This is a genomic window from Aeromicrobium sp. JP4 (assembly GCF_054957925.1).
This window is the reverse complement of sequence record NZ_CM143290.1, coordinates 2,154,140-2,173,533: the sequence shown is the minus strand read 5'-3', so window position 1 is coordinate 2,173,533 and position 19,394 is coordinate 2,154,140. Positions and strand designations below refer to the sequence as shown.

Below are 19,394 nucleotides of genomic sequence, written 5' to 3'. Positions count from 1 at the left end.
CCTCGACCTCGACGCGTCGCCCACGGAGGTCGTGCGACGACTGCGCGGTCGCGACCGTCTCGTCGCGCTCATCGGAGCCTGGCACCAGGGCGAGGCGCTCGTCGCCTGCGAGCCGGTGCGCCTCCTCGAGGACTGGGACGACGTCGACCTCCCCCGCCACGACTTCGACGGCTTCGGCGGCGGCTGGATCGGGGCGTGGGGCTACCGGCTGGGCCGGCACGTGGAGCACCTCTCCGAGGGACCCCCGCGCCCGATCCCCCAGCCGGATCACCGCGTCGGCTTCTACGACCTCGTCCTGCGTCGGGTGCGCGGCGTGTGGTGGCTGGAGTCGCTCGGCGAGCCCGCGCCCGCGCGGGTGGACGCCCTCCTGCGCGCGATCTCCACCCCGGGGAAGCCCGGCGCCTTCACGGCGGGCACGTTCGCCATGACTCCCAGCCCTGAGGAGCACCGAGCCGCCGTCGGTCGCGCGCTCGAGCACATCCGCGCCGGCGACATCTTCCAGGTCAACCTGTGCGCCCGGCTCGAGGCGCCGTTCGACGGTGACCCGCTCGACGCGTTCTGCGCCGGCGTCGAGACGCTCCGCCCCGCCTACGCCGCGTACGTCTCGTCCCCGGAGGGCGTGCTCGCCAGCCTCTCGCCCGAGCTGTTCCTGCGCCGCACCGGCGACGAGGTGCTCACCTCGCCCATCAAGGGCACGGCCCCCCTCAGCGCCGACCCCCGCGATCTCGAGGCCTCGGCGAAGAACCGCGCCGAGAACGTCATGATCGTCGACCTCATGCGCAACGACCTGGGCCGCGTCGCCGTGCCCGGCTCGGTCCGCGTGCCCGCGCTGAACCGGCTCGAGCGCCACGCCGTCTGGCACCTGGTCTCCGACGTCGTCGGGCACCTGCCGGCGGGGGTGGGCGACGGCGACCTGCTGCGTGCCACCTTCCCGCCCGGCTCGGTCACGGGCGCTCCCAAGGTGCGCGCGATGGAGATCGCCGCCGAGCTCGAGGCCACCGGGCGCGACGCCTACACGGGCGCGATCGGGCACGTCAGCGCCACGGCGGGAATGGAGCTCAGCGTCGTCATCCGCACGTTCGAGTTCGCCCGCGACGCGCGGGGCGAGTGGCGCGTGTGGCTGGGCGTCGGCGGCGGCATCGTGGCCGACTCCGACCCCGACGACGAGTACGCCGAGTGCCTCGTCAAGGCGCGCCCGCTCATCACGGCGATCGGTGGCCGCCTCGACCTCGTCGCCACCGACCACGACGCCACCTCGCCTCCCGAACCCGCCGTCCGCGAGCCCGCCGAGCCGGCCGACCTGAGCCGCGGCGTCTTCGAGACCTTGCTCGTCCACGACGACCGGGCCCTCGACCTCGACGCCCACCTGGCCCGGCTCGACGCCAGCGTCCGAGCCGTCTACGGCACCACGGTGCGCGCCGGGCTCGAGGACGCGGTGCGACGCCGCGTCGCGGGCCTGACCGGGCGCCACCGGCTCCGCATCGACGCCGTCCCGGCCGACGACGACGTCCGGGTCTCGATGTCCACCGCTCCCCTCGACGCGACGCCCGCGTCGTGGGACCTCGCGCCGCGCGTCGTCCCGGGCGGACTCGGCCAGCACAAGTGGGTCGACCGCAGCCTCGTGCCCGCCACCGAGCGAGGTGAGCCGCTGCTGATCGACGCCGACGGATCGGTCCTGGAGACCGGGCGCGCGAGCGTCTTCGCGGTGCTCGACGACGGGCTGCACACGCCCGCGCTCGACGGCCGCGTGCTGCCCGGCACCACGCGGGCCCGGGTGATCGAGCTGGCGCTCGGGCTGGGTGTCCCGGTCTTCCAGCACCGCCTGACCACCGCCGACCTCGCCGCGGCCACCGAGGTCTTCGCCACCAATGCCCTGCGCGGGATCGTGCCGGTCACCTCGTGCGAGGGCGTCGGCGCGTGGCCCGCCGGACCCCTCACCGCCCGTCTCGCCGAGGCGCACGCCGCCGCGCGGGACGGATCTTGGCACCCGGGTGCCGCCCCGGCGACCGGAAGGTCGACAGATCCGTCGCTTCCCGGACGCCCGCGCGTGCTGTTCGTCGACAACTACGACTCGTTCGTGTTCAACCTGGTGCAGTACGTCGGCGAGCTGGGCGCCGAGACCGAGGTGGTGCGCAACGACGCCGCCTCCGTCGACGACCTGATTACCGGCGGCTTCACGCACGTCGTCGTCTCGCCCGGGCCCGGTACGCCCGCCGACGCGGGCATCAGCGCCGAGGTGGTGCGCCGGTTCGGGACCCACGTCCCCGTCCTCGGCGTCTGCCTCGGCCACCAGGTGATCGGCGAGGTCTTCGGTGCTCGCGTCGTGCGCGCCGAGCAGGTCGTGCACGGGAAGTCCTCCCTCGTCCACCACTGCGGCGCCGGGGTCTTCGCCGGACTGCCGTCGCCGCTGGTCTGCGCTCGCTACCACTCCTTGGTCGTCGAGGACCTGCCACCGACCCTCGAGGTGACCGCGCGCACCGGCTCGGGCATCGTCATGGGGCTGCGCCACCGCACCCTGCCGATCGAGGGCGTCCAGGTGCACCCCGAGTCGATCCTCACCTCGCGCGGCCACGACCTGCTGGCCACGTTCCTGCGCCGAGGCCCGGCGTCCCCGCCGGTTTGAGAGGATGGGGTCACGGCCCCTCAGGCCGCCGGACGAGTGGAGTCGTACCCGGAGCGCGACAAGACGGCCACGAAGGAGTGTCATGTCCTGGTTCGTCTTGGTCGTCTCGGGAGTGTTCGAAGCCGTGTGGGCCACCGCCCTGGGCCGCAGCGAGGGCTTCACGAAGCTCGGCCCGTCGCTGGTCTTCCTCGGTGCCCTCGTCATCAGCATGGGTGGACTCGCGTGGGCCATGCGCGACCTGCCGGTCGGCACGTCCTACGCCGTCTGGGTGGGGATCGGCGCCGTGGGGACGGTGGGCTACGCGATGCTCACCGGCACCGAGCCGGTGTCCCTCACGAAGATCCTGCTCATCGGCGGGCTGATCGGCTGCATCATCGGCCTGAAGATGGCGCACTGACAGCGGCCGGAGTCGGCCACGTGTCGCCCGGTGCGGCTGGCCCGGGCGACTAGGCTGGCGGCGTGTACGAAAGCGTGATCCAGGACCTCATCGACGAGCTCGGACGACTGCCGGGCATCGGCCCGAAGAGCGCCCAGCGGATCGCCTTCCACCTGCTCGACGCCGACCCCGAGGACGTCAAGCGCTTCGCGCAGACTCTCGTCGACGCCAAGACCAAGGTGCTCTTCTGCTCGGTGTGCGGCAACGTCACGGTCGACACGACGTGCCGCATCTGCGCCGACCCGCGCCGCGACGACACCGTCCTGTGCGTCGTCGAGGAGAGCAAGGACGTCATCGCGATCGAGCGCACGCGCGAGTTCCGCGGCCGGTACCACGTGCTCGGCGGCGCGATCAGCCCGATCGCCGGCATCGGCCCCGACCAGCTGCGCATCAAGGAGCTGCTCGGCCGGCTCCAGGACGGCATGGTCACCGAGGTCATCATCGCGACCGACCCGAACCTCGAGGGCGAGGCCACGGCCACCTACCTCATGCGCATGCTCGTGCCGATCGGCCTGAAGGTCACCAAGCTCGCCAGCGGCCTGCCCGTCGGCGGCGACCTCGAGTACGCCGACGAGGTCACCCTCGGCCGCGCCTTCGAGGGCCGCACCGCGGTCGGCTGACGGCCGCGGTTCCCCGGTCCAGCGCCCGGACAGTGCCCCGGGCCCTCGAAGCGCAGGGGCTAGACTGGTCCAGGCGCAGCGTGGCGTCATCCCACTGCGCCTGCAGTCCCTCCAGAGCAAGGAAATGTCCATGGGCATCGTCGTGCAGAAGTACGGCGGCTCGTCGGTGGCCGACGCCACCAGCATCAAGCGAGTCGCCCAACGCATCGTGGCGACCAAGAAGGCCGGTCACGACGTGGTCGTCGTCGTGTCCGCGATGGGCGACACGACCGACGAGCTGATCGACCTGGCCAACCAGGTCTCCCCCCTCCCCCCAGGCCGCGAGCTCGACATGCTGCTGACCGCCGGCGAGCGCATCTCGATGGCGCTGCTGGCGATGGCGATCGAGACCCTCGGCCAGGAGGCCCGCAGCTTCACCGGCTCGCAGGCCGGCGTCCTCACCGACGACGTCCACGGCAAGGCCAAGATCATCGACGTCACGCCCGGTCGCCTCCAGTCGGCCATCGCCGACGGCGCGATCGTGATCGTCGCGGGCTTCCAGGGCGTCTCGCAGACCACGAAGGACATCACCACGCTCGGCCGCGGCGGCTCGGACACCACCGCCGTCGCGCTCGCCGCGGCGCTGAACGCCGACGTCTGCGAGATCTACACCGACGTCGACGGCATCTTCACCGCCGACCCGCGCATCGTCCCCACCGCCACGCGCATCCCCGCGATCTCCTACGAGGAGACGCTCGAGATGGCCGCGAACGGCGCGAAGATCCTGCACCTGCGGTGCGTCGAGTACGCCCGCCGCAACTCCATGCCCATCCACGTGCGGTCGTCCTTCAGCGACAAGACCGGCACCTGGGTCGTGGGCACCGAAGACGTCAGCACGTACACGGAAGAAGGCAAGGCGATGGAGCACGCCATCATCTCCGGGGTCGCCCACGACCGCAGCGAGGCCAAGATCACCGTCGTCGGGGTCCCCGACAAGGTCGGCTACGCCGCCGCCGTCCTGCGCGCCCTCGCCGAGGCCCGGATCAACATCGACATGATCGTCCAGAACGTGTCGGCCGCCGCCACGGCGCTCACCGACATCTCGTTCACCCTGCCGCGCGACGACGGCCAGACCGCGATGACCGCGCTGGCGCGCCTGAAGGACGAGATCGGCTTCGAGCGGCTCCAGTACGACGACAGCGTCGGCAAGGTGTCGATCGTCGGCGCGGGCATGCGCTCGCAGCCGGGCATCACGGCCACGTTCTTCGAGGCGCTCGCGTCGGCCGGCGTCAACATCGGCATGATCTCGACCTCCGAGATCCGCATCTCGGTGGTCGTTGGCGAGAACGAGGTCGACGCCGCGGTCAACGCGGCCCACGAGGCGTTCGGCCTGGGCGCCGAGGACACCGAGGCAGTCGTGTACGGAGGGACCGGACGATGAGCGTGAAGATCGGAGTGGTCGGTGCGACCGGCCAGGTCGGCACCGTCATGCGCCAGCTGCTCGAGGAGCGGAACTTCCCCTCGGACTCGGTGCGCTTCTTCGCCTCGGCCCGCTCGGCCGGCAAGACCCTGCCGTTCCGCGGCGAGGAGATCGTCGTGGAGGACACCGCCACGGCGGACGTCTCCGACCTCGACATCGCACTGTTCAGCGCCGGCGCCACGATGAGCAAGGTCCAGGCCCCGCGCTTCGCGGAGGCCGGCGTCACCGTCATCGACAACTCGTCGGCGTGGCGCAAGGACCCGGCGATCCCGCTGGTCGTCAGCGAGGTCAACCCGCACGACATCCCCGCCGGCGACTCGGCGCGCGGGCGCGGCATCATCGCCAACCCGAACTGCACCACGATGGCCGCGATGCCGGTGCTCAAGCCCCTGCACGACGCGGCGGGCCTCGTGCGCCTCACCGTCAGCAGCTACCAGGCGGTCTCCGGATCTGGCCTCGCCGGCGTCGAGGAGCTGCACTCGCAGGCCCTCGCCACGGTCGAGAAGGCCGATGCGCTGACCCACGACGGTCACGCGATCTCCTTCCCCGACCCGGTCAAGTACGTCGCGCCGATCGCGTTCAACGTCATCGCGCTGGCCGGCTCGATCGTCGACGACGGCTCGTTCGAGACGGACGAGGAGCAGAAGCTCCGCAACGAGTCGCGCAAGATCCTCGGCCTGCCCGACCTGCGGGTGGCCGGCACGTGCGTGCGCGTCCCGGTGTTCACGGGTCACTCGCTGTCGATCCACGCCGAGTTCGCCGACGACATCACCCCCGAGCGGGCCACCGAGATCCTGGCGGGCGCGCCCGGCGTGAAGCTGGCCGACGTGCCCACCCCGCTCGACGCGGCGGGCCGCGACGAGAGCCTCGTGGGCCGGATCCGCCAGGACCAGTCGCTCGACGGCGACAAGGGCCTCGTGCTGTTCGTGTCCGGCGACAACCTGCGCAAGGGTGCCGCGCTCAACACGATCCAGATTGCCGAACTGCTCGTCTGATCTCGATACGCCGCCTCGCTGCGCTCGTCGGCTACTCGATCACCGCGCCGGTGATCGAGCCCGTGTATCGAGATCGCCGGGCCGGTGATCGAGTAGCACCGCGAGGAACGAGCGGGCGTATCGAGATCAGCTCTGCTCGGCAAGCCTCGCAAAGTCGTCGAGGACCTCGGGGTTCTGCAGCGCGCCCTTGGCCGCCGCGTCGTCCACCGGGGTGCCGCGCAGGATCTTCTTCACGGGCACCTCGAGCTTCTTGCCCGAGAGGGTGCGGGGCATGCCGCGCACCTGGTGCACCTCGTCGGGCACGTGGCGCGGCGACAGCTTGGTGCGCAGCTCGACGGCGATCCGCTTCGTGAGGTCGTCGTCGAGCACGGCGCCCTCCACGAGCGCCACGAACAGCAGCAGCCGGCCGGCGCCGCCCTCGGTGTCCTCCAGGTGCACCACGATGCTGTCGGCCACCTCGGGCATCGACTCCACGACGGAGTAGAACTCCGAGGTGCCCAGCCGCACGCCGCCACGGTTGAGGGTGGCGTCGCTGCGGCCCGTGATCGTGCAGGAGCCGTAGGACGTCAGGTTGATCCAGTCGCCGTGACGCCACACGCCGGGGAAGTCCTCGAAGTAGGCCGCGCGGTAGCGCGAGCCGTCGTCGTCGCCCCAGAAGCCCACCGGCATCGAGGGCATCGGCTGCTTGATCACGAGCTCGCCGAGCTGGTCGCGCACGGGGTGGCCCGACACGTCGAAGGAGTCGACGTCGCAGCCCAGCGACCGGCACGAGATCTCGCCCGCGTAGACCGGCACGATGGGCGCGGCACCCACGAACGCCGCGCACGTGTCGGTGCCGCCCGAGACCGAGGCCAGCTGGACCTTCGGATCGAGCTCGTCGTACACCCAGCGGAACCCGGCCTCGGGCAGCGGCGCACCGGTGGACCCGAGCGCGCGAAGCGCCGAGAGGTCGGCGACCTGCGCGGGGTGCAGCTCCTCCTTGCGGCACTGCAGCAGGAAGGGGGCGCTGGTGCCGAAGTACGTGACGCCCACCTCGGCGGCCATCTGCCACAGCGCACCGAGGTCCGGGTGGGCCGGGTTGCCGTCGAACATCACCACGGTGGCGCCCGCGCCGATCCCGGACACGAGGTAGTTCCACATCATCCAGCCGGTGGTGGAGAACCAGAAGAACCGGTCGTCCGGTCCTAGGTCGCTCTGCAGGATGAGCGCCTTGAGGTGCTCGATCGTGATGCCGCCGTGGCCGTGCACGATGGGCTTCGGCAGGCCTGTGGTGCCCGAGGAGAAGAGCACGTAGAGCGGGGTGTCGAACGCCAGCCGCTCGAACTGCAGCGGGCCGGAGCGACTCGTGAACCGCTCCCACGTGATCGCCGCCTCGGACGCGGGCGCGGCCTCGTCGAGGTACGGCAGCCACACCATCGTCCGCACACTTGGCAGCGCGGCCGAGATGGTGTCCACCTGCTCGCGCCGGTCGATCCCCTTGTCGCCGTACTGGTAGCCGTCGACGGCGAGCAGCACGACGGGCTCGATCTGCTGCCACCGGTCGATGACGCTCTGCGTGCCGAACTCGGGGGCGCAGGAGGAGAACACCGCGCCGAGGCTGGCGCTGGCCAGCAGCAGGACGAGGGTCTCGGGGATGTTCGGGGCGTAGGCCGCCACGCGGTCGCCGGCCTCCACGCCGGCGTCGAGCAGGCCCTGACGTGCCCGGGCCACCTGGTCGCGCAGCTCGGCGGCTGTCAGCCGGACCTCGTCGCGGCTCTGCGACCGCGCGATCACCACGACGTCGTCGTCGGCACGGCCGGGCATCCGCAGCATCGCCTCGGCGTAGTTCAGCCGCAGCTCGGGGAACCACCGCGCGCCGGGCATCGACGCGTCCGGCAGCACCGGCTCGGGGCTGCCGTCGTGCGGTAGGTCGAGGTACTCCACCCACGCGCCCCAGAAGCCGGCCAGGTCGTCGACCGACCACTGCCACAGGGCGTCGTAGTCGGGCACGTCCACGCCACGGGTGGCGGCGATCCAGGAGGCGAAGCGCTCGATCGCGGTGTCGCCGGTGCGTGCGGGCTCCCAGAGAACGTCGGCAGGCATGTCGGCAGTGTAGGACTCACGCCGGACGGCCACCCAGGACCCTGACGACATTCGAGTTCTCGGCCCGGGTACTAGCCTCGACGGAGGACACCCCCACCGATCTCGACCGAACGAGGCGCAGTGATGACACGAGCACGGACCCCTTCCGCCCCCGCCCACGGTTCGATCTCATGACCGCGCTGACAGGCCTCGAGCTCCGCAGCACGATCACCGCGGGCGGAGAGCTGCGGCTCGAGCTCGAGGAGGTCACGGTGCCCGATCCCGGACCCGACGAGGTCGTCATCAAGGTCGAGGCGGCACCGATCAATCCCTCTGACCTCGGTCTGCTGATCGGCCCGGCCGACCTGTCGACGATGCACGGCTCGGGAACTCCCGACCGCCCCGTCATCACGGCAGAGGTCCCGGCGAAGCGCATGGCCGCCGTGGCGGCGCGGCTCGATCAGTCCCTCGCGGTCGGCAACGAGGGTGCCGGAACGGTCGTGGCGGCGGGTGTCAACGCCACCCACCTGGTCGGCAAGAGGGTCGGCGTCATGGGACTCGCGATGTACGCGGAGTACTGCGTCGTGCCGGCCTCCGGGTGCAGCGTCCTGCCGGACGGTGCCACGGCGGCCGATGGCGCGGCGATGTTCGTCAACCCGCTCACAGCCCTCAGCATGATCGAGACCATGCGGTCCGAGGGCCACACCGCCATCGTGCACACCGCGGCTGCGTCGACGCTCGGACAGATGCTGCTGCGCGTGTGCCTGGCCGACGGGATCGACCTGGTCGCCATCGTGCGAAGCCAGGAACAGGTGGCGCTCCTGCGTGAGGCGGGCGCCACGCACGTGCTCGACAGCACGGCCGACGACTTCGACGAGGCGCTGGCCGACGCGATCACCGCTACCGGCGCGACGATCGCCTTCGACGCGATCGGTGGCGGGACGCTGGCCGGCCAGATCCTGCACGCGATGGAGGTCGGGATCAACCGGCGCGGTGACGGAACGTACAGCCGCTACGGCTCGGACGCGAAGAAGCAGGTGTACATCTACGGCGGCCTGGACCTGAGCCCGACGGTCCTGACTCGCACCTTCGGCATGTCGTGGAGCTGCGGCGGCTGGCTGCTGATGCCATTCCTGGCCGCGGCGGGTCCGGAGGTCGAGCAACGGCTGCGCCAGCGGGTGGTCGACGAGCTGACGACGCTTTTCGCCAGCGACTACGCCCACCGCATCACGCTGGCCGAGGCCCTGCAGCCGGAGGTGCTGGCGAAGTACGTCCGGAAGCAGACCGGCGAGAAGTACCTGATCGTCTCGCCGGACTGACCCGGGCCCCTCCGGGATCGCTACGGTTCCTCCCGGGCCCAGCTCTCAGCCGCGCTCGGCCACCTGCTTCAGGCGACGCTCGGCACGGTCCTGGAACTCCTCCATCAGGCTGAAGTCGTCGACCGCGGTGCGCGCGACGACCTGGTCCATGGCCGTTCCCTGGATGAGCCGCTTGATGGGCACCTCCAGCTTCTTGCCGGTCTTGGTGTGGGGGATGCCGCGGACGGCGATGACCTCGTCGGGGACGTGACGCGGGGAGGCCTTCTCCCTGATCCGGGTGCGAATGGTCTCGACCAGGGCGTCGTCGAGCTCGGTGCCGTCCTGCAGCACCACGAACAACGGCATCCAGTACCCGCCGTCGGCCTCCTCCGCACCGATGACCAGAGCCTCGACGATCTCGTCCATCGACTCGACGGCCGCGTAGATGTCGGCGGAGCCCATCCGCACGCCGTTGCGGTTGAGGGTGGAGTCGGAGCGCCCGTGGACGACGACCGTGCCCCGATCCGTGACCGTGATCCAGTCACCGTGGCGCCACACGCCGGGATAGGTCTCGAAGTACGCCGCGCGGTACTTGGCGCCGTCCGGGTCGTTCCAGAAGCGCAGGGGCATGCTGGGCATCGACCGGGTGACGACGAGTTCGCCGACGTGGTCGATCACGGGTCGTCCGTCGTCGTCCCAGGCGGCGGTGGCGATGCCCAGCCCGCGCACCGAGAGCTCACCCGACCAGATCGGCACCGTGGGAGCACCCATCGCGAAGGACGCGCACACGTCGGTGCCACCGGACTGGGAGAACAGCGGGATGGGCCCGACCTCGTCACGGACGTAGGCGAAGGAACGCTGCGCCAGGGGCGAACCGGTGCTGCCCATCATCCGCAGGTGCGAGAGGTCGTGCTCGGCCGCAGGCCGGACCCCCGCGTCCTGGGACATCATCAGGAAGCCGGGGCTCGTGCCGAAGATCGTGACCTGGTGGTCCGCGACGATCTTCCACAACGACGAGTCACCGGTGGGCTTGGGAGCCCCGTCGAAGCACACCACCGTGGTGCCGGTGCCGAGCGCACCCGCGAGCGAGTTCCACATCACCCAGCTCGGCGAGGTGTACCAGAAGTAGACGTCGTCGACGCCCATGTCCCAGTGCAGGTTGCCGGACTTCGCCTGCTCGACCGCGACTCCGCCGTGGGAGTGCACGATTCCCTTGGGAAGGCCGGTCGTCCCGGACGAGAACAGGACCCAGAGCGGGTCGTTGAAGTCCGTGTCCACCGGCTCGAACGGAACGTCGGTGGCCACCGCGTCGGACCAGTCGATGACGTCGTCGAGGCCGGGTCCCAGTCGCGTCACGCCGATGACGCCCCGCAGGCTCGGAAGGCTGGACCGCAGCTCGCGAACCGCCTCACGCTGGTCGCGCTCACGTCCGTTGAAGAGGTGGCCGTCGGCCGCGATCAGCAGGACCGGCTCGAGCTGGGCGAAGCGATCGGTGGCAGCCTGCGCGGCATAGTCCTGTCCGACGCCGGCCCACAGGGCGCCGAGCGAAGCGGTGGCGAGGAAGGAGATCAGCGCCTCGGCGACGTTCGGCAGGTAGCCCACCACCACGTCGCCGCGGTTCACCCCGAGCTCGCGCATGGTCGCAGCGAGATTGGCGGTCTGACGACGCAGCTCGTCCCACGACACCGTCTCCGCCGAGCCGTCCTCGCCCACCGTGACGATGGCGGTCGACGACCCCTCGGCTCGCGGGCGCAACAGGAACTCGGCGGTGTTCACGCCCGACCCACGGAACCAGACGGGGCTCGGCATTCCCTCCTCGGGAAGCACGTCGGCGCGATCGACCGGGGGGCCCACCTCGAAGCGGTCCCAGATGGCGTGCCAGAAGCCCTCGATGTCCGTGACCGACCAGTTCCACAGGTCGTCGTAGGTCGGGACGTCCACGCCTCGCTCATCGCGCAGCCAGGCGGTGAAGCGGTGCAGCTCGGTCTCGACCGAGGGGTCCGGGTGCCAGATGATCTCGGGCGTGGTGGACATGGTCGCCTCTTCTGTCACTCGTCGAAGGTCACCGGCCCGTCGGGCGGTGAAGTTGAAATCACCTTCATTGTCGCGGTGGCGGACCTCGGCGCGCAAGGGACCCCGGGAATGACAACAGCCGAACCCGCGTATGCAGGTCCGGCTGTGCTCGATGTCCTGAGACATCGGTGGGTCGGGGTGACAGGATTTGAACCTGCGGCCTCGTCGTCCCGAACGACGCGCGCTACCAAGCTGCGCCACACCCCGTGTGCAACCTCAGGAATTCTACCCGGTCAAGGTGAGGACTGTCGCCTCGGGGCGGCAACAGAATCTGAACGGCGTGAACGGCGACGTGCCGCAGCCGGCCGACACGTGCAGCCAGGACGCGTCGTGCCCGGGCGTGCGGTGCGTGTGCAGGCCGTTCGCCCGCCCCCGGTCGATGTCGCAGTTCGTGACGAGTGCACCGAATCCCGGCACCTGCAGCTGGCCGCCGTGGGTGTGCCCGGCCAGGATGAGCTCGTTGCCCGCGGCGTTGAAGGAGTCCAGCACGCGCAGGTAGGGCGCGTGCGCGACGCCGATCCGCAGGTCGGCGGTGGCATCGGCCGGCTGGTGGTCGGGACGGTCGAACCGCAGGTGGGGGTCGTCGACGCCGGTGAAGGCGATCCGGGTGCCGTTGACGGTCAGCACGTCGCGAGCGTTGTTGAGATCGCGCCAGCCCTGGTGCGTCAGCACCGTGCGCAGCTCCTCGAACGGCAGGTCGCGCGGACGTTCCCAGTCCCCGCCGACGTCCACGCCGGTGCCGCCGCTCAGGTAGGTCGCGGGATTCTTCAGCTTCGGCGAGTAGTAGTCGTTCGAGCCGAAGACGAACACGCCCGGCACCTGCAGCAGCCCGGCCAGCGAGGTCACGAGAGGCGCGACGGCGTCGCGGTGGGCGAGGTTGTCGCCGGTGTCCACCACGAGGTCGGGCTCGAGCGCCGCGAGGGACTCCAGCCACTCCTGCTTGGCCCGCTGGCCGGGGGTGAGGTGGATGTCCGACAGGTGCAGCACCCGGATCGGGTCGTGGCCCGCGGGCAGCACCGGTGCCGTGAACTCCCGGACGACGAAGCGGCGCGAGGCCTCGACGTAGGAGTAGGCCAGGGTGCCCAGCCCGAGCGCCGTCGTCGCGGTCAGCAGCCGGCCCAGTCCCATGCGGCCAGCCTAGTGGCGGGGACCGGAGCGGCGTCAGATCCAGCCGTGCTCGTAGGCGTGCTCGGCAGCCTCGTGCCGCGACGACGTGTCCGTCTTGGCCATCGCGTTCGACAGGTAGTTGCGCACCGTGCCCTCGGCGAGGTGCAGCGTCCCGGCGATCTCGGCGACCGAGAGGTGCCGTCGGGTCAGCCGCAGAGCGTCCAGCTCGCGATCCGACAGCGGGCAGGACTCGGCCTCGAGCGCGGCGGCCGCGACCTCGGAGTCGACGTAGCGCTTCCCCGCGGCGACCTGGCGGATCACCTCGGCCAGCGCCGAGACCGGGCTGGACTTGGGCACGAAGCCCGCGACCCCCGCCGCCATGGCGCGACGCAGCACTCCCGGCCGCGCGTGGCGGGTCATCAGGACCGAGCGCGAGTGGCCGTCGATCTGGGTGGCCACCTCGATGCCGTCGGTGGGGGGCATCTCGAGGTCGAGCAGCACCACGTCGGGCTCGTGCAGCCGCACCAGGTCCAGACCGTCGGCCCCGTTGGCCGCCTCGCCCACGACGTCGAGGTCCTCCTCCAGCGCCAGCAGCGCCACGATCGCGCTGCGGATCATCTCCTCGTCGTCGACGACCACGACCCGGATCACGTGAGCACCTCGACGGTGAAGACGTCGCCTTCGCGTCGCACGGAGAGGCGACCACCGGCGGCGGCCACCCGTTCGGTGAGCGACGCGAGGCCCGAGCCGTGCGACGAGGCCGCCGGCTCGGTCGCCCCGTCGTTGACGATCGTGAGCCGGTCCGGCACCGCGGAGATCCGCACCGACGTCGCGTCGCTGTGGCGCAGGATGTTCGTGGTGGCCTCGCGCAGCGCCAGCGCGAACAGCGGCCGGTCGAGCTCCTCGGAGCACTCGACCACGACCTCGGCGCCCGTGGCCTCGAGCACGGCGGCGGCGTTCGCGATCTCCTCGCGCAGGCTCGTGCGCCGGTAGCCGCGCACGATCTCCTTCGTCTCGGTGATGGCCGCGCGGGCGATCTGCTGGACCTCGGCCATCGACGCGCGGGCGGCGTCCGGGTCGCGGTCGAGCTGCCGCTCCGCCAGCTCGGCCTTCAGCGCGATGACCTGGAGGTGGTGGCCCTGAACGTCGTGGAGGTCCGCGGCGAGCCGCAGGCGCTCGCGCACGGCGGCCAGGTCGGCCTGGGCCTCACCGCTCGAGCGGACGTGGAGCATGAGCTGCCACAGCCAGACCTGGAAGATACAGACCGCCGGCAGGAAGAGCGCGAGGTAGAACAGGACCCAGCCGCCCTCAACGTCGAGGTCGCGCAGCTGCTCCCATCCCCCGACGGCGTACACCCCGAGCAGGGCGGGCAGCGTGACGATGAGCAGCATGTTCCGGCGCCGAGCTGCGAGGTCGACCGCCAGCAGCGACACCACGAGCCACGGCACCATCACGATGCCCACGGGGAAGGCCGGCGGGATCCACGCCAGCGGCAGGACCAGGAGCGCCGGTGCGAGGTACCGTGCCCGCTGCGACCACGTGAGCTGCTCGTGCCCGAGCCCGGCGCGGGCGGAGACGACCAGCGGGCGGCACGAGAGCAGGACGACGGCCGCGATGACCACCAGGAGCAGCGCGTTGCGGAGCACCGCCGTGCCCTCGACGAGGTCCGACGTCGCGCGGACGACCGGCCCGGCCAGCCCGATCGCGACGTAGATCCACAGGCTCACAGCCGTGTAGCGCCACGTCGCGAGGAAGCCGTCGGGGTTCGAGCTCACGGCTCGACCGTAGCCGAGGAGGCGCATGACAGATGTCATCAGTCGTGGTGACGCCACGCTCTGGTGGGGGCGGCCGCGGGTCGGCGAGGGTGGAGCCATGGAGACCAACGACAGCACCGTGATCGAGGCCCGGGGACTCGTGTGCTCGTACGGCGACTTCACCGCCGTACGGGACGTCGACCTCACCGTGCACCGCGGTGAGCTCTTCGCCCTGCTCGGCACCAACGGCGCGGGCAAGACCACGACCATGGAGACCCTCGAGGGCCATCGCGCGGCCGACGGCGGGCAGGTACGCATCCTGGGGCTGGACCCCGTCGCCGATCGCGCCGCCCTGCGGCCCCGGCTCGGCATCATGCTGCAGGAGACCGGCTTCGCGGGTGACCTCACGGTGCGCGAGACGGTCGACCTGTGGGCCAGCCTGACGACCAACCCCGGCCCGACCGACGAGGCGTTGGAGCGGCTCTCCCTGGGGGACCGCGCGGGCACCCGCGTGGTCCAGCTCTCGGGTGGTCAGCGGCGACGGCTCGACCTCGTCCTGGCGACGCTGAACCGGCCCGAGGTGCTGTTCCTGGACGAGCCGACCGCGGGGCTCGACCCCGAGTCGCGCGAGTCCGCCTGGCGCTTCGTCGCCGACCTCAAGGCGAGCGGCACGACCGTCGTCCTGACCACGCACTACCTCGAGGAGGCCGAGGCCCTCGCGGATCGGGTCGCGATCATGCACGAGGGCCGCCTCGCCACCGAGGGCACGCTGACCGACGTGATCGGCACCGCCCCGGCCGCGATCGAGTTCAGCATCGCCGACCGTCCCGGCGCCGACCTGGACCGCGAGCTGCGCACCGTCGTCGACCCCGTCGGCGTGCAGATCGAGGCGGGGCGGGTCCGGCTCGACGTCGATGACCTGCAGACCTCACTCGGGCGGCTGCTGCGCTGGGCCGACCAGCACGGCCACCGCCTCGAACGACTCAACGCCTCGGAGGCCAGCCTCTCCGAGATCTTCTCCCGCGTCAGCCACAACCGACTGGAGGATGCCTCATGAGCACCACGACCCACGCGTCGCCGACGTCGATCACCCGCATCCGGGCCATCGCCGGCTCCGAGTTCCGCCTCATCGCCCGTTCCAAGGCCGTGCTGTTCAGCGCCACGCTGCTGCCGCTCATGTTCGCGGTGTTCCTGTTCGTGCAGCGCGACGCGGCCGTCGAGGCCTCCGGCGACGCGGTCGCGTCCGTCGGCATGGTCTCGATGGTCGTCATGTTCTTCGTGACGTTCACCGTCTACATCACGGCGACGACGACCCTCGTGACGCGTCGGCAGGACCTGTTCCTCAAGCGGCTGCGCTCGGGCGAGTCCCCGGACCTGGTCATCCTGACCGGACTCCTGCTCCCGCCCGTCGCGCTGTGCCTGCTCCAGACCGCGGTCGTCATGGCCGTCATGATCGCCCTCGGCAACGGTGTTCCCGGCGCGTGGTGGTGGCTCGTCCTGGCCCTCGTCGGGCTGCTCGCGGCCTGCGTCACCGCCGCCACCGCGACCGCCGCCCTGACGCCCAACCCCAGCGCCGCCCAGATCTCGAGCATGCCCTTCGTGGCGCTCGCGCTCGGCACCCTGATCGCCTCGCCCATCACCGAGAACCCCTGGCTCGACCTCACCCCGGGCGGCGCCCTCGTGACCTTGGTGCGGGCCGCCTACGAGATCGACGTGTACGGCAACGTCGGCGTCGCCGTCGCGGGACTCGCCCTGTGGACCTACGTGGGCTACGACCTGACGAAGCGGCTGTTCCGCTGGGAGCCGCGGCACTGACGGCCTGTCGCGGGGCGGTGGGAGAATGGGCGCATGTCAGCTCTCAAGGACCAGCTCCGCGACGACCTCAACACCGCCCTCAAGGCGCGTGACGCGCTGCGCACCTCCGTGATCCGCATGGTGCTCGCCGCGATCACCAACGCCGAGGTGGCCGGCAAGGAGGCACGCGAGCTGACCGACGACGACGTGCTCACCGTGCTCTCGTCGGAGGCCAAGAAGCGCCGCGAGTCGGCCACCGCGTTCGACGAGGGCAACCGCCCCGAGCTGGCCGACAAGGAGCGCGCCGAGGCGGCGATCCTGGCCGAGTACCTCCCCGAGCCGCTGAGCGACGAGGAGATCTCCGCGCTCGTCGCGGGGGTCATCGAGCAGACCGGCGCCGCCGGCGAGGGCATGAAGGCGATGGGCAAGGTCATGGGCGCCGTCACGGCGCAGACCAAGGGCCGGGCCGACGGCGGGGCCGTGGCGGCCGAGGTCAGGCGTCAGCTGGGCGCCTGAGTCCGCTCAGTCGTCGTCCCCGCCGCGACCGCGTCCGCGGCCCCGGTCGTCGTCGCCGCCACCGCCGCGCCGCGGAGCCGCCTTGGGCGCCGAGGGCAGGGAGACGGAGTCGAACTTGGCGGGGGTGAGTGACTTCTCGATCTCGCCCATCGCCGCCTTCCACTGCGGACCGGCCAGCGAGGAGCCGCCGGCCTGCGCGAACGACACCGGCGTGCCCCGCAGGGTCGTGCCGACGAGTCCGGCCGGCTGGCCCTTCTTGTTGATGCCGGCGATCATCGAGGCCGCCGCGATCTCGGGGGTGTAGCCCACGTACCAGACGGCCTTGCTGTCGTTGGTCGTACCGGTCTTGGCCGCCGACGGGATGCTCAGGCCGGTGCCGTTGCTGTGGCCGAAGCCGCCCGGCTGCTGCAGGCCGACGAGGATTGCGTTGACCGTCGCGGCGGTCTTCTTGCTCATCGCGCGCTTGCACTCGGGCTTGTACTTCTTGATCGTCTTGCCGCTGCGGTCGAGGATCTCGGCGACCGGGGCGGGCTCGCAGTACATGCCGCCGGCGGCGGGCGTGGCGTAGGCGGCCGCCATGTCGAGCGGGCTGACGTCGATCGGGCCCAGCGTGAACGACGGGATGTAGCTGCCGGGGCTGCCCTTGTCGACATCGGGCTCGGCGGTGGGGATGCCCATCTTCTTGGCCATCTTGACCGTCTCGCACAGGCCGGCATCGCGCTCGAGCTGGGCGAAGTAGGTGTTCACCGAGCGGCGCAGGCCGGTGACCATGTTGAAGCCGCCGGCACCCGTGGAGTTCTTGACCTCCCACTGGCCGGTGCCGTTGCCGTCGCAGTCGAAGTAGGTGCCCGTGGGGATCCTCATCGTCTGCGGCGAGTTGTAGGACTTGCTCGCCGGGATGCCGTCCTCGAGCGCGGCGGCCGCCGTGAACATCTTGAAGGTCGAGCCGGCCTGGAAGCCGTTCGAGTCGCCGTACCGACGCGGCACGGTGAAGTTGATGTACGTCTCGCCCTTCTTCTTGCCCATCGAGCGCGACTGGCCGATGGCGCGCACCTTGCCGGTGCCGGGCTCGACGAGGGCCAGCGAGCCGATCGCCTTGTCGTTGGCGCCGACGTACTTGGTGACGGCCTTGTTGACCGACTTCTGCATCGAGAGGTCGATGTTGGTCTTGATCGTCAGGCCGCCGCGCTCGAGCATCGCCTGGCGCTGCTTCACGGTCTCGCCGAGCGCCGGCTCCTGCAGCAGGTAGCGGCGGATGTAGTCGCACGAGAACGCGGCGTCGGAGTCGACGCAGCCGTTGGGGAACGAGGTGATCTTCAGGCCGATGGGGGTGGCGCTGAGCTTCTCGGCCTCGGCGGCGGGGACCTTGCCCAGCCGCGCCATGACGCCGAGCACCGTGTTGCGGCGCTGCAGCGCGCGCTCGGGGTAGATGCGCGGGTTGAACTGCTCGGGGTTCTGGACCAGTCCGGCCAGCGTGGCGGCCTGGGCGGTCGAGAGCTTGTCGGGGCTGACCGAGAAGTAGTGGTAGGCCGCGGCGCGGATGCCGTACGCCCCGTCGCCGAAGTAGGCGATGTTCAGGTAGTGCTCCAGGATCTCGTCCTTGGAGTACTTCTTCTCGTAGTTGATCGCCAGCTTCAGCTCGCGGATCTTGCGCGCGGTGGAGACCTCGGTGGCGGCGGCGCGCTGCTCCTTCGTGGTGGCCTGCTGCACGAGGGTCAGCTTCACCAGCTGCTGGGTGATCGACGAGCCGCCCTGGGTGTTGCCCGCGGAGGCGTTGTTCATCAGGGCGCGCAGGGTGCCCTTGAGGTCGAGGGCGCCGTGCTCGTAGAAGCGGTAGTCCTCGATCGAGATGATCGCCGTCTGCATGACGGGGGCGATCTTCGCGAGCGGCACGTCCTGGCGGTTCTCCTGGTAGAAGTACGCGACGCGCTTGCCGTTGGAGGCGATCAGGCGGGTGGTCTGGGGGTTCGGCAGGTCCTGCAGCGCGAGCGGCAGGTCGACGATGTCCTTGCTGGCCTTGTTCGAGGTGGCGGCCAGGAAGGCGGTGCCCGGCACGAAGATCGCCGCGACGATCACGCCGGCCAGCGCCGAGAGCCACGCGATCGAGCCGATCGCCCCCAGCTTGGACGTCGGCCGTGGTTCGCTCTCGGCGACCTTCTTGATCGAGTCACCCATGTCCTGCCAAGCCATGGACACGAGGATACGGGAGATCGGCAACCGGATTCGCCAGCGCGGACGCGGCGCGGACGAGGCCCGCATGACTAGTTGGAACTATGTATCAACTACCCGGACGAATCTGTCCGGTTCGCTTCCTGATCCCTACGCTGAAGTCACAGCAGAAACAAACCTCCTTCCGGTCACGGGGACCGGCGGGATCTCGGGAAAGGTCTCTGCGCATGTGGAACAACAACTGGTCTCAGGACGCAGCCTGCTTGGGAAAGTCCGACGATCTCTTCGTCAAGGGCGCTGAGCAGAACCGCGCCAAGCTCGTCTGCAACGGGTGCGACGTCCGGGCCGAGTGCCTCGCCGAAGCCCTCGACAACCGCATCGAGTGGGGCGTGTGGGGCGGCATGACCGAGCGCGAGCGCCGTGCGCTGCTGCGCCGCAAGCCCAACGTGCGCAAGTGGCGCGAGCTGCTGGTCACCGCCAGCTAACCTG

General features: G+C 70.8%; 16 protein-coding genes, 1 tRNA gene and 1 riboswitch. Of the genes, 10 read left to right on the top strand and 7 right to left on the bottom strand.

Annotated features, from left to right (window positions below; all coding sequences use genetic code 11):
• The first annotated feature begins 31 nt into the window (after positions 1–31).
• The 5 genes from ACY1JX_RS10650 to ACY1JX_RS10630 all read left to right on the top strand — a co-directional run bounded on the left by ACY1JX_RS10650 (position 32) and on the right by ACY1JX_RS10630 (position 6,133).
• Positions 32–2,623, top strand: a complete 2,592-nt coding sequence (locus tag ACY1JX_RS10650; RefSeq protein ID WP_462563955.1) for a chorismate-binding protein — start codon at positions 32–34, stop codon at positions 2,621–2,623.
• Between the two features lie 8 nt (positions 2,624–2,631).
• Positions 2,632–2,697: riboswitch (guanidine-III (ykkC-III) riboswitch) on the top strand.
• Positions 2,698–2,705: 8 nt separating this feature from the next.
• The gene (locus ACY1JX_RS10645; protein WP_181753387.1) at positions 2,706–3,020 is read left to right on the top strand and encodes a DMT family transporter; all 315 of its coding nucleotides are present in this window, start codon (positions 2,706–2,708) and stop codon (positions 3,018–3,020) included.
• Between the two features lie 62 nt (positions 3,021–3,082).
• Positions 3,083–3,679 (top strand): recombination mediator RecR, encoded by a 597-nt coding sequence (gene recR, locus ACY1JX_RS10640; protein WP_181753389.1) that lies wholly within the window; start codon positions 3,083–3,085, stop codon positions 3,677–3,679.
• 130 nt (positions 3,680–3,809) lie between these two features.
• Positions 3,810–5,099, top strand: a complete 1,290-nt coding sequence (locus ACY1JX_RS10635) for an aspartate kinase (protein WP_286930836.1) — start codon at positions 3,810–3,812, stop codon at positions 5,097–5,099.
• On the top strand, positions 5,096–6,133 hold the full coding sequence (locus ACY1JX_RS10630) for an aspartate-semialdehyde dehydrogenase (RefSeq protein ID WP_462563954.1): 1,038 nt from the start codon (positions 5,096–5,098) through the stop codon (positions 6,131–6,133). The genes ACY1JX_RS10635 and ACY1JX_RS10630 overlap by 4 nt, the downstream gene beginning before the upstream one ends.
• A gap of 126 nt (positions 6,134–6,259) precedes the next feature.
• On the opposite strand, the gene ACY1JX_RS10625 is transcribed toward ACY1JX_RS10630, so the two are convergent.
• Positions 6,260–8,215 carry an acetoacetate--CoA ligase gene (locus ACY1JX_RS10625; protein ID WP_462563953.1) on the bottom strand — a complete coding sequence of 652 codons (1,956 nt, stop codon included), beginning with the start codon at positions 8,213–8,215 and terminating at the stop codon, positions 6,260–6,262.
• Between the two features lie 170 nt (positions 8,216–8,385).
• Here ACY1JX_RS10625 and ACY1JX_RS10620 point away from each other — a divergent pair, with 170 nt between their 5' ends.
• Positions 8,386–9,513, top strand: a complete 1,128-nt coding sequence (locus ACY1JX_RS10620) for a zinc-binding dehydrogenase (RefSeq protein ID WP_286930833.1) — start codon at positions 8,386–8,388, stop codon at positions 9,511–9,513.
• Positions 9,514–9,558: 45 nt separating this feature from the next.
• Here the strand turns inward: ACY1JX_RS10620 and ACY1JX_RS10615 are convergent, their stop codons facing one another.
• The 5 genes from ACY1JX_RS10615 to ACY1JX_RS10595 form a co-directional block, all read right to left on the bottom strand.
• On the bottom strand, positions 9,559–11,526 hold the full coding sequence (locus ACY1JX_RS10615; RefSeq protein ID WP_286930832.1) for an acetoacetate--CoA ligase: 1,968 nt from the start codon (positions 11,524–11,526) through the stop codon (positions 9,559–9,561).
• 172 nt (positions 11,527–11,698) lie between these two features.
• Positions 11,699–11,772 (bottom strand) — tRNA-Pro (locus ACY1JX_RS10610).
• Between the two features lie 18 nt (positions 11,773–11,790).
• Positions 11,791–12,693 carry a metallophosphoesterase gene (locus ACY1JX_RS10605; RefSeq protein ID WP_286930830.1) on the bottom strand — a complete coding sequence of 301 codons (903 nt, stop codon included), beginning with the start codon at positions 12,691–12,693 and terminating at the stop codon, positions 11,791–11,793.
• A gap of 33 nt (positions 12,694–12,726) precedes the next feature.
• Positions 12,727–13,323, bottom strand: coding sequence for a response regulator transcription factor (locus ACY1JX_RS10600; protein ID WP_286930828.1), 597 nt, complete (start codon positions 13,321–13,323; stop codon positions 12,727–12,729).
• Positions 13,320–14,447 carry a sensor histidine kinase gene (locus ACY1JX_RS10595; protein ID WP_286930826.1) on the bottom strand — a complete coding sequence of 376 codons (1,128 nt, stop codon included), beginning with the start codon at positions 14,445–14,447 and terminating at the stop codon, positions 13,320–13,322. The genes ACY1JX_RS10600 and ACY1JX_RS10595 overlap by 4 nt, the downstream gene beginning before the upstream one ends.
• 97 nt (positions 14,448–14,544) lie before the next feature.
• Between ACY1JX_RS10595 and ACY1JX_RS10590 the strand changes: the two genes are divergently transcribed.
• Genes ACY1JX_RS10590 through ACY1JX_RS10580 form a run of 3 tightly spaced genes read left to right on the top strand, consistent with a single transcriptional unit; the run spans position 14,545 to position 16,736 of the window.
• Entirely contained in the window at positions 14,545–15,483 is a 939-nt protein-coding gene (locus ACY1JX_RS10590) for an ABC transporter ATP-binding protein (protein WP_286930824.1), read from the top strand.
• Positions 15,480–16,241 (top strand): ABC transporter permease, encoded by a 762-nt coding sequence (locus ACY1JX_RS10585; protein WP_286930823.1) that lies wholly within the window; start codon positions 15,480–15,482, stop codon positions 16,239–16,241. The genes ACY1JX_RS10590 and ACY1JX_RS10585 overlap by 4 nt, the downstream gene beginning before the upstream one ends.
• A 33-nt stretch (positions 16,242–16,274) precedes the next feature.
• Complete coding sequence (locus ACY1JX_RS10580; protein WP_286930822.1) at positions 16,275–16,736, top strand: GatB/YqeY domain-containing protein; 462 nt, start codon at positions 16,275–16,277, stop codon at positions 16,734–16,736.
• A gap of 6 nt (positions 16,737–16,742) precedes the next feature.
• Here ACY1JX_RS10580 and ACY1JX_RS10575 read toward each other — a convergent pair whose 3' ends face one another.
• The gene (locus ACY1JX_RS10575; RefSeq protein ID WP_286930820.1) at positions 16,743–18,926 is read right to left on the bottom strand and encodes a transglycosylase domain-containing protein; all 2,184 of its coding nucleotides are present in this window, start codon (positions 18,924–18,926) and stop codon (positions 16,743–16,745) included.
• A 206-nt stretch (positions 18,927–19,132) separates the two neighbouring features.
• On the opposite strand from ACY1JX_RS10575, the gene ACY1JX_RS10570 reads away from it, so the two are divergent.
• The gene (locus ACY1JX_RS10570; protein ID WP_181753412.1) at positions 19,133–19,390 is read left to right on the top strand and encodes a WhiB family transcriptional regulator; all 258 of its coding nucleotides are present in this window, start codon (positions 19,133–19,135) and stop codon (positions 19,388–19,390) included.
• The last annotated feature ends 4 nt before the right edge of the window (positions 19,391–19,394 follow it).

What these genes read in the sequence shown, in the direction of transcription:
- ACY1JX_RS10570 (WP_181753412.1), top strand. Translation starts at nt 19,133, where the DNA reads ATGTGGAACAACAACTGGTCTCAGGACGCAGCCTGCTTGGGAAAGTCC.
- ACY1JX_RS10620 (WP_286930833.1), top strand. Translation starts at nt 8,386, where the DNA reads ATGACCGCGCTGACAGGCCTCGAGCTCCGCAGCACGATCACCGCGGGC.
- ACY1JX_RS10645 (WP_181753387.1), top strand. Translation starts at nt 2,706, where the DNA reads ATGTCCTGGTTCGTCTTGGTCGTCTCGGGAGTGTTCGAAGCCGTGTGG.
- ACY1JX_RS10635 (WP_286930836.1), top strand. Translation starts at nt 3,810, where the DNA reads ATGGGCATCGTCGTGCAGAAGTACGGCGGCTCGTCGGTGGCCGACGCC.
- ACY1JX_RS10615 (WP_286930832.1), bottom strand. Translation starts at nt 11,526, where the DNA reads ATGTCCACCACGCCCGAGATCATCTGGCACCCGGACCCCTCGGTCGAG.
- ACY1JX_RS10580 (WP_286930822.1), top strand. Translation starts at nt 16,275, where the DNA reads ATGTCAGCTCTCAAGGACCAGCTCCGCGACGACCTCAACACCGCCCTC.
- ACY1JX_RS10590 (WP_286930824.1), top strand. Translation starts at nt 14,545, where the DNA reads ATGGAGACCAACGACAGCACCGTGATCGAGGCCCGGGGACTCGTGTGC.
- ACY1JX_RS10625 (WP_462563953.1), bottom strand. Translation starts at nt 8,215, where the DNA reads ATGCCTGCCGACGTTCTCTGGGAGCCCGCACGCACCGGCGACACCGCG.
- ACY1JX_RS10575 (WP_286930820.1), bottom strand. Translation starts at nt 18,926, where the DNA reads ATGGCTTGGCAGGACATGGGTGACTCGATCAAGAAGGTCGCCGAGAGC.
- ACY1JX_RS10630 (WP_462563954.1), top strand. Translation starts at nt 5,096, where the DNA reads ATGAGCGTGAAGATCGGAGTGGTCGGTGCGACCGGCCAGGTCGGCACC.
- ACY1JX_RS10585 (WP_286930823.1), top strand. Translation starts at nt 15,480, where the DNA reads ATGAGCACCACGACCCACGCGTCGCCGACGTCGATCACCCGCATCCGG.
- ACY1JX_RS10605 (WP_286930830.1), bottom strand. Translation starts at nt 12,693, where the DNA reads ATGGGACTGGGCCGGCTGCTGACCGCGACGACGGCGCTCGGGCTGGGC.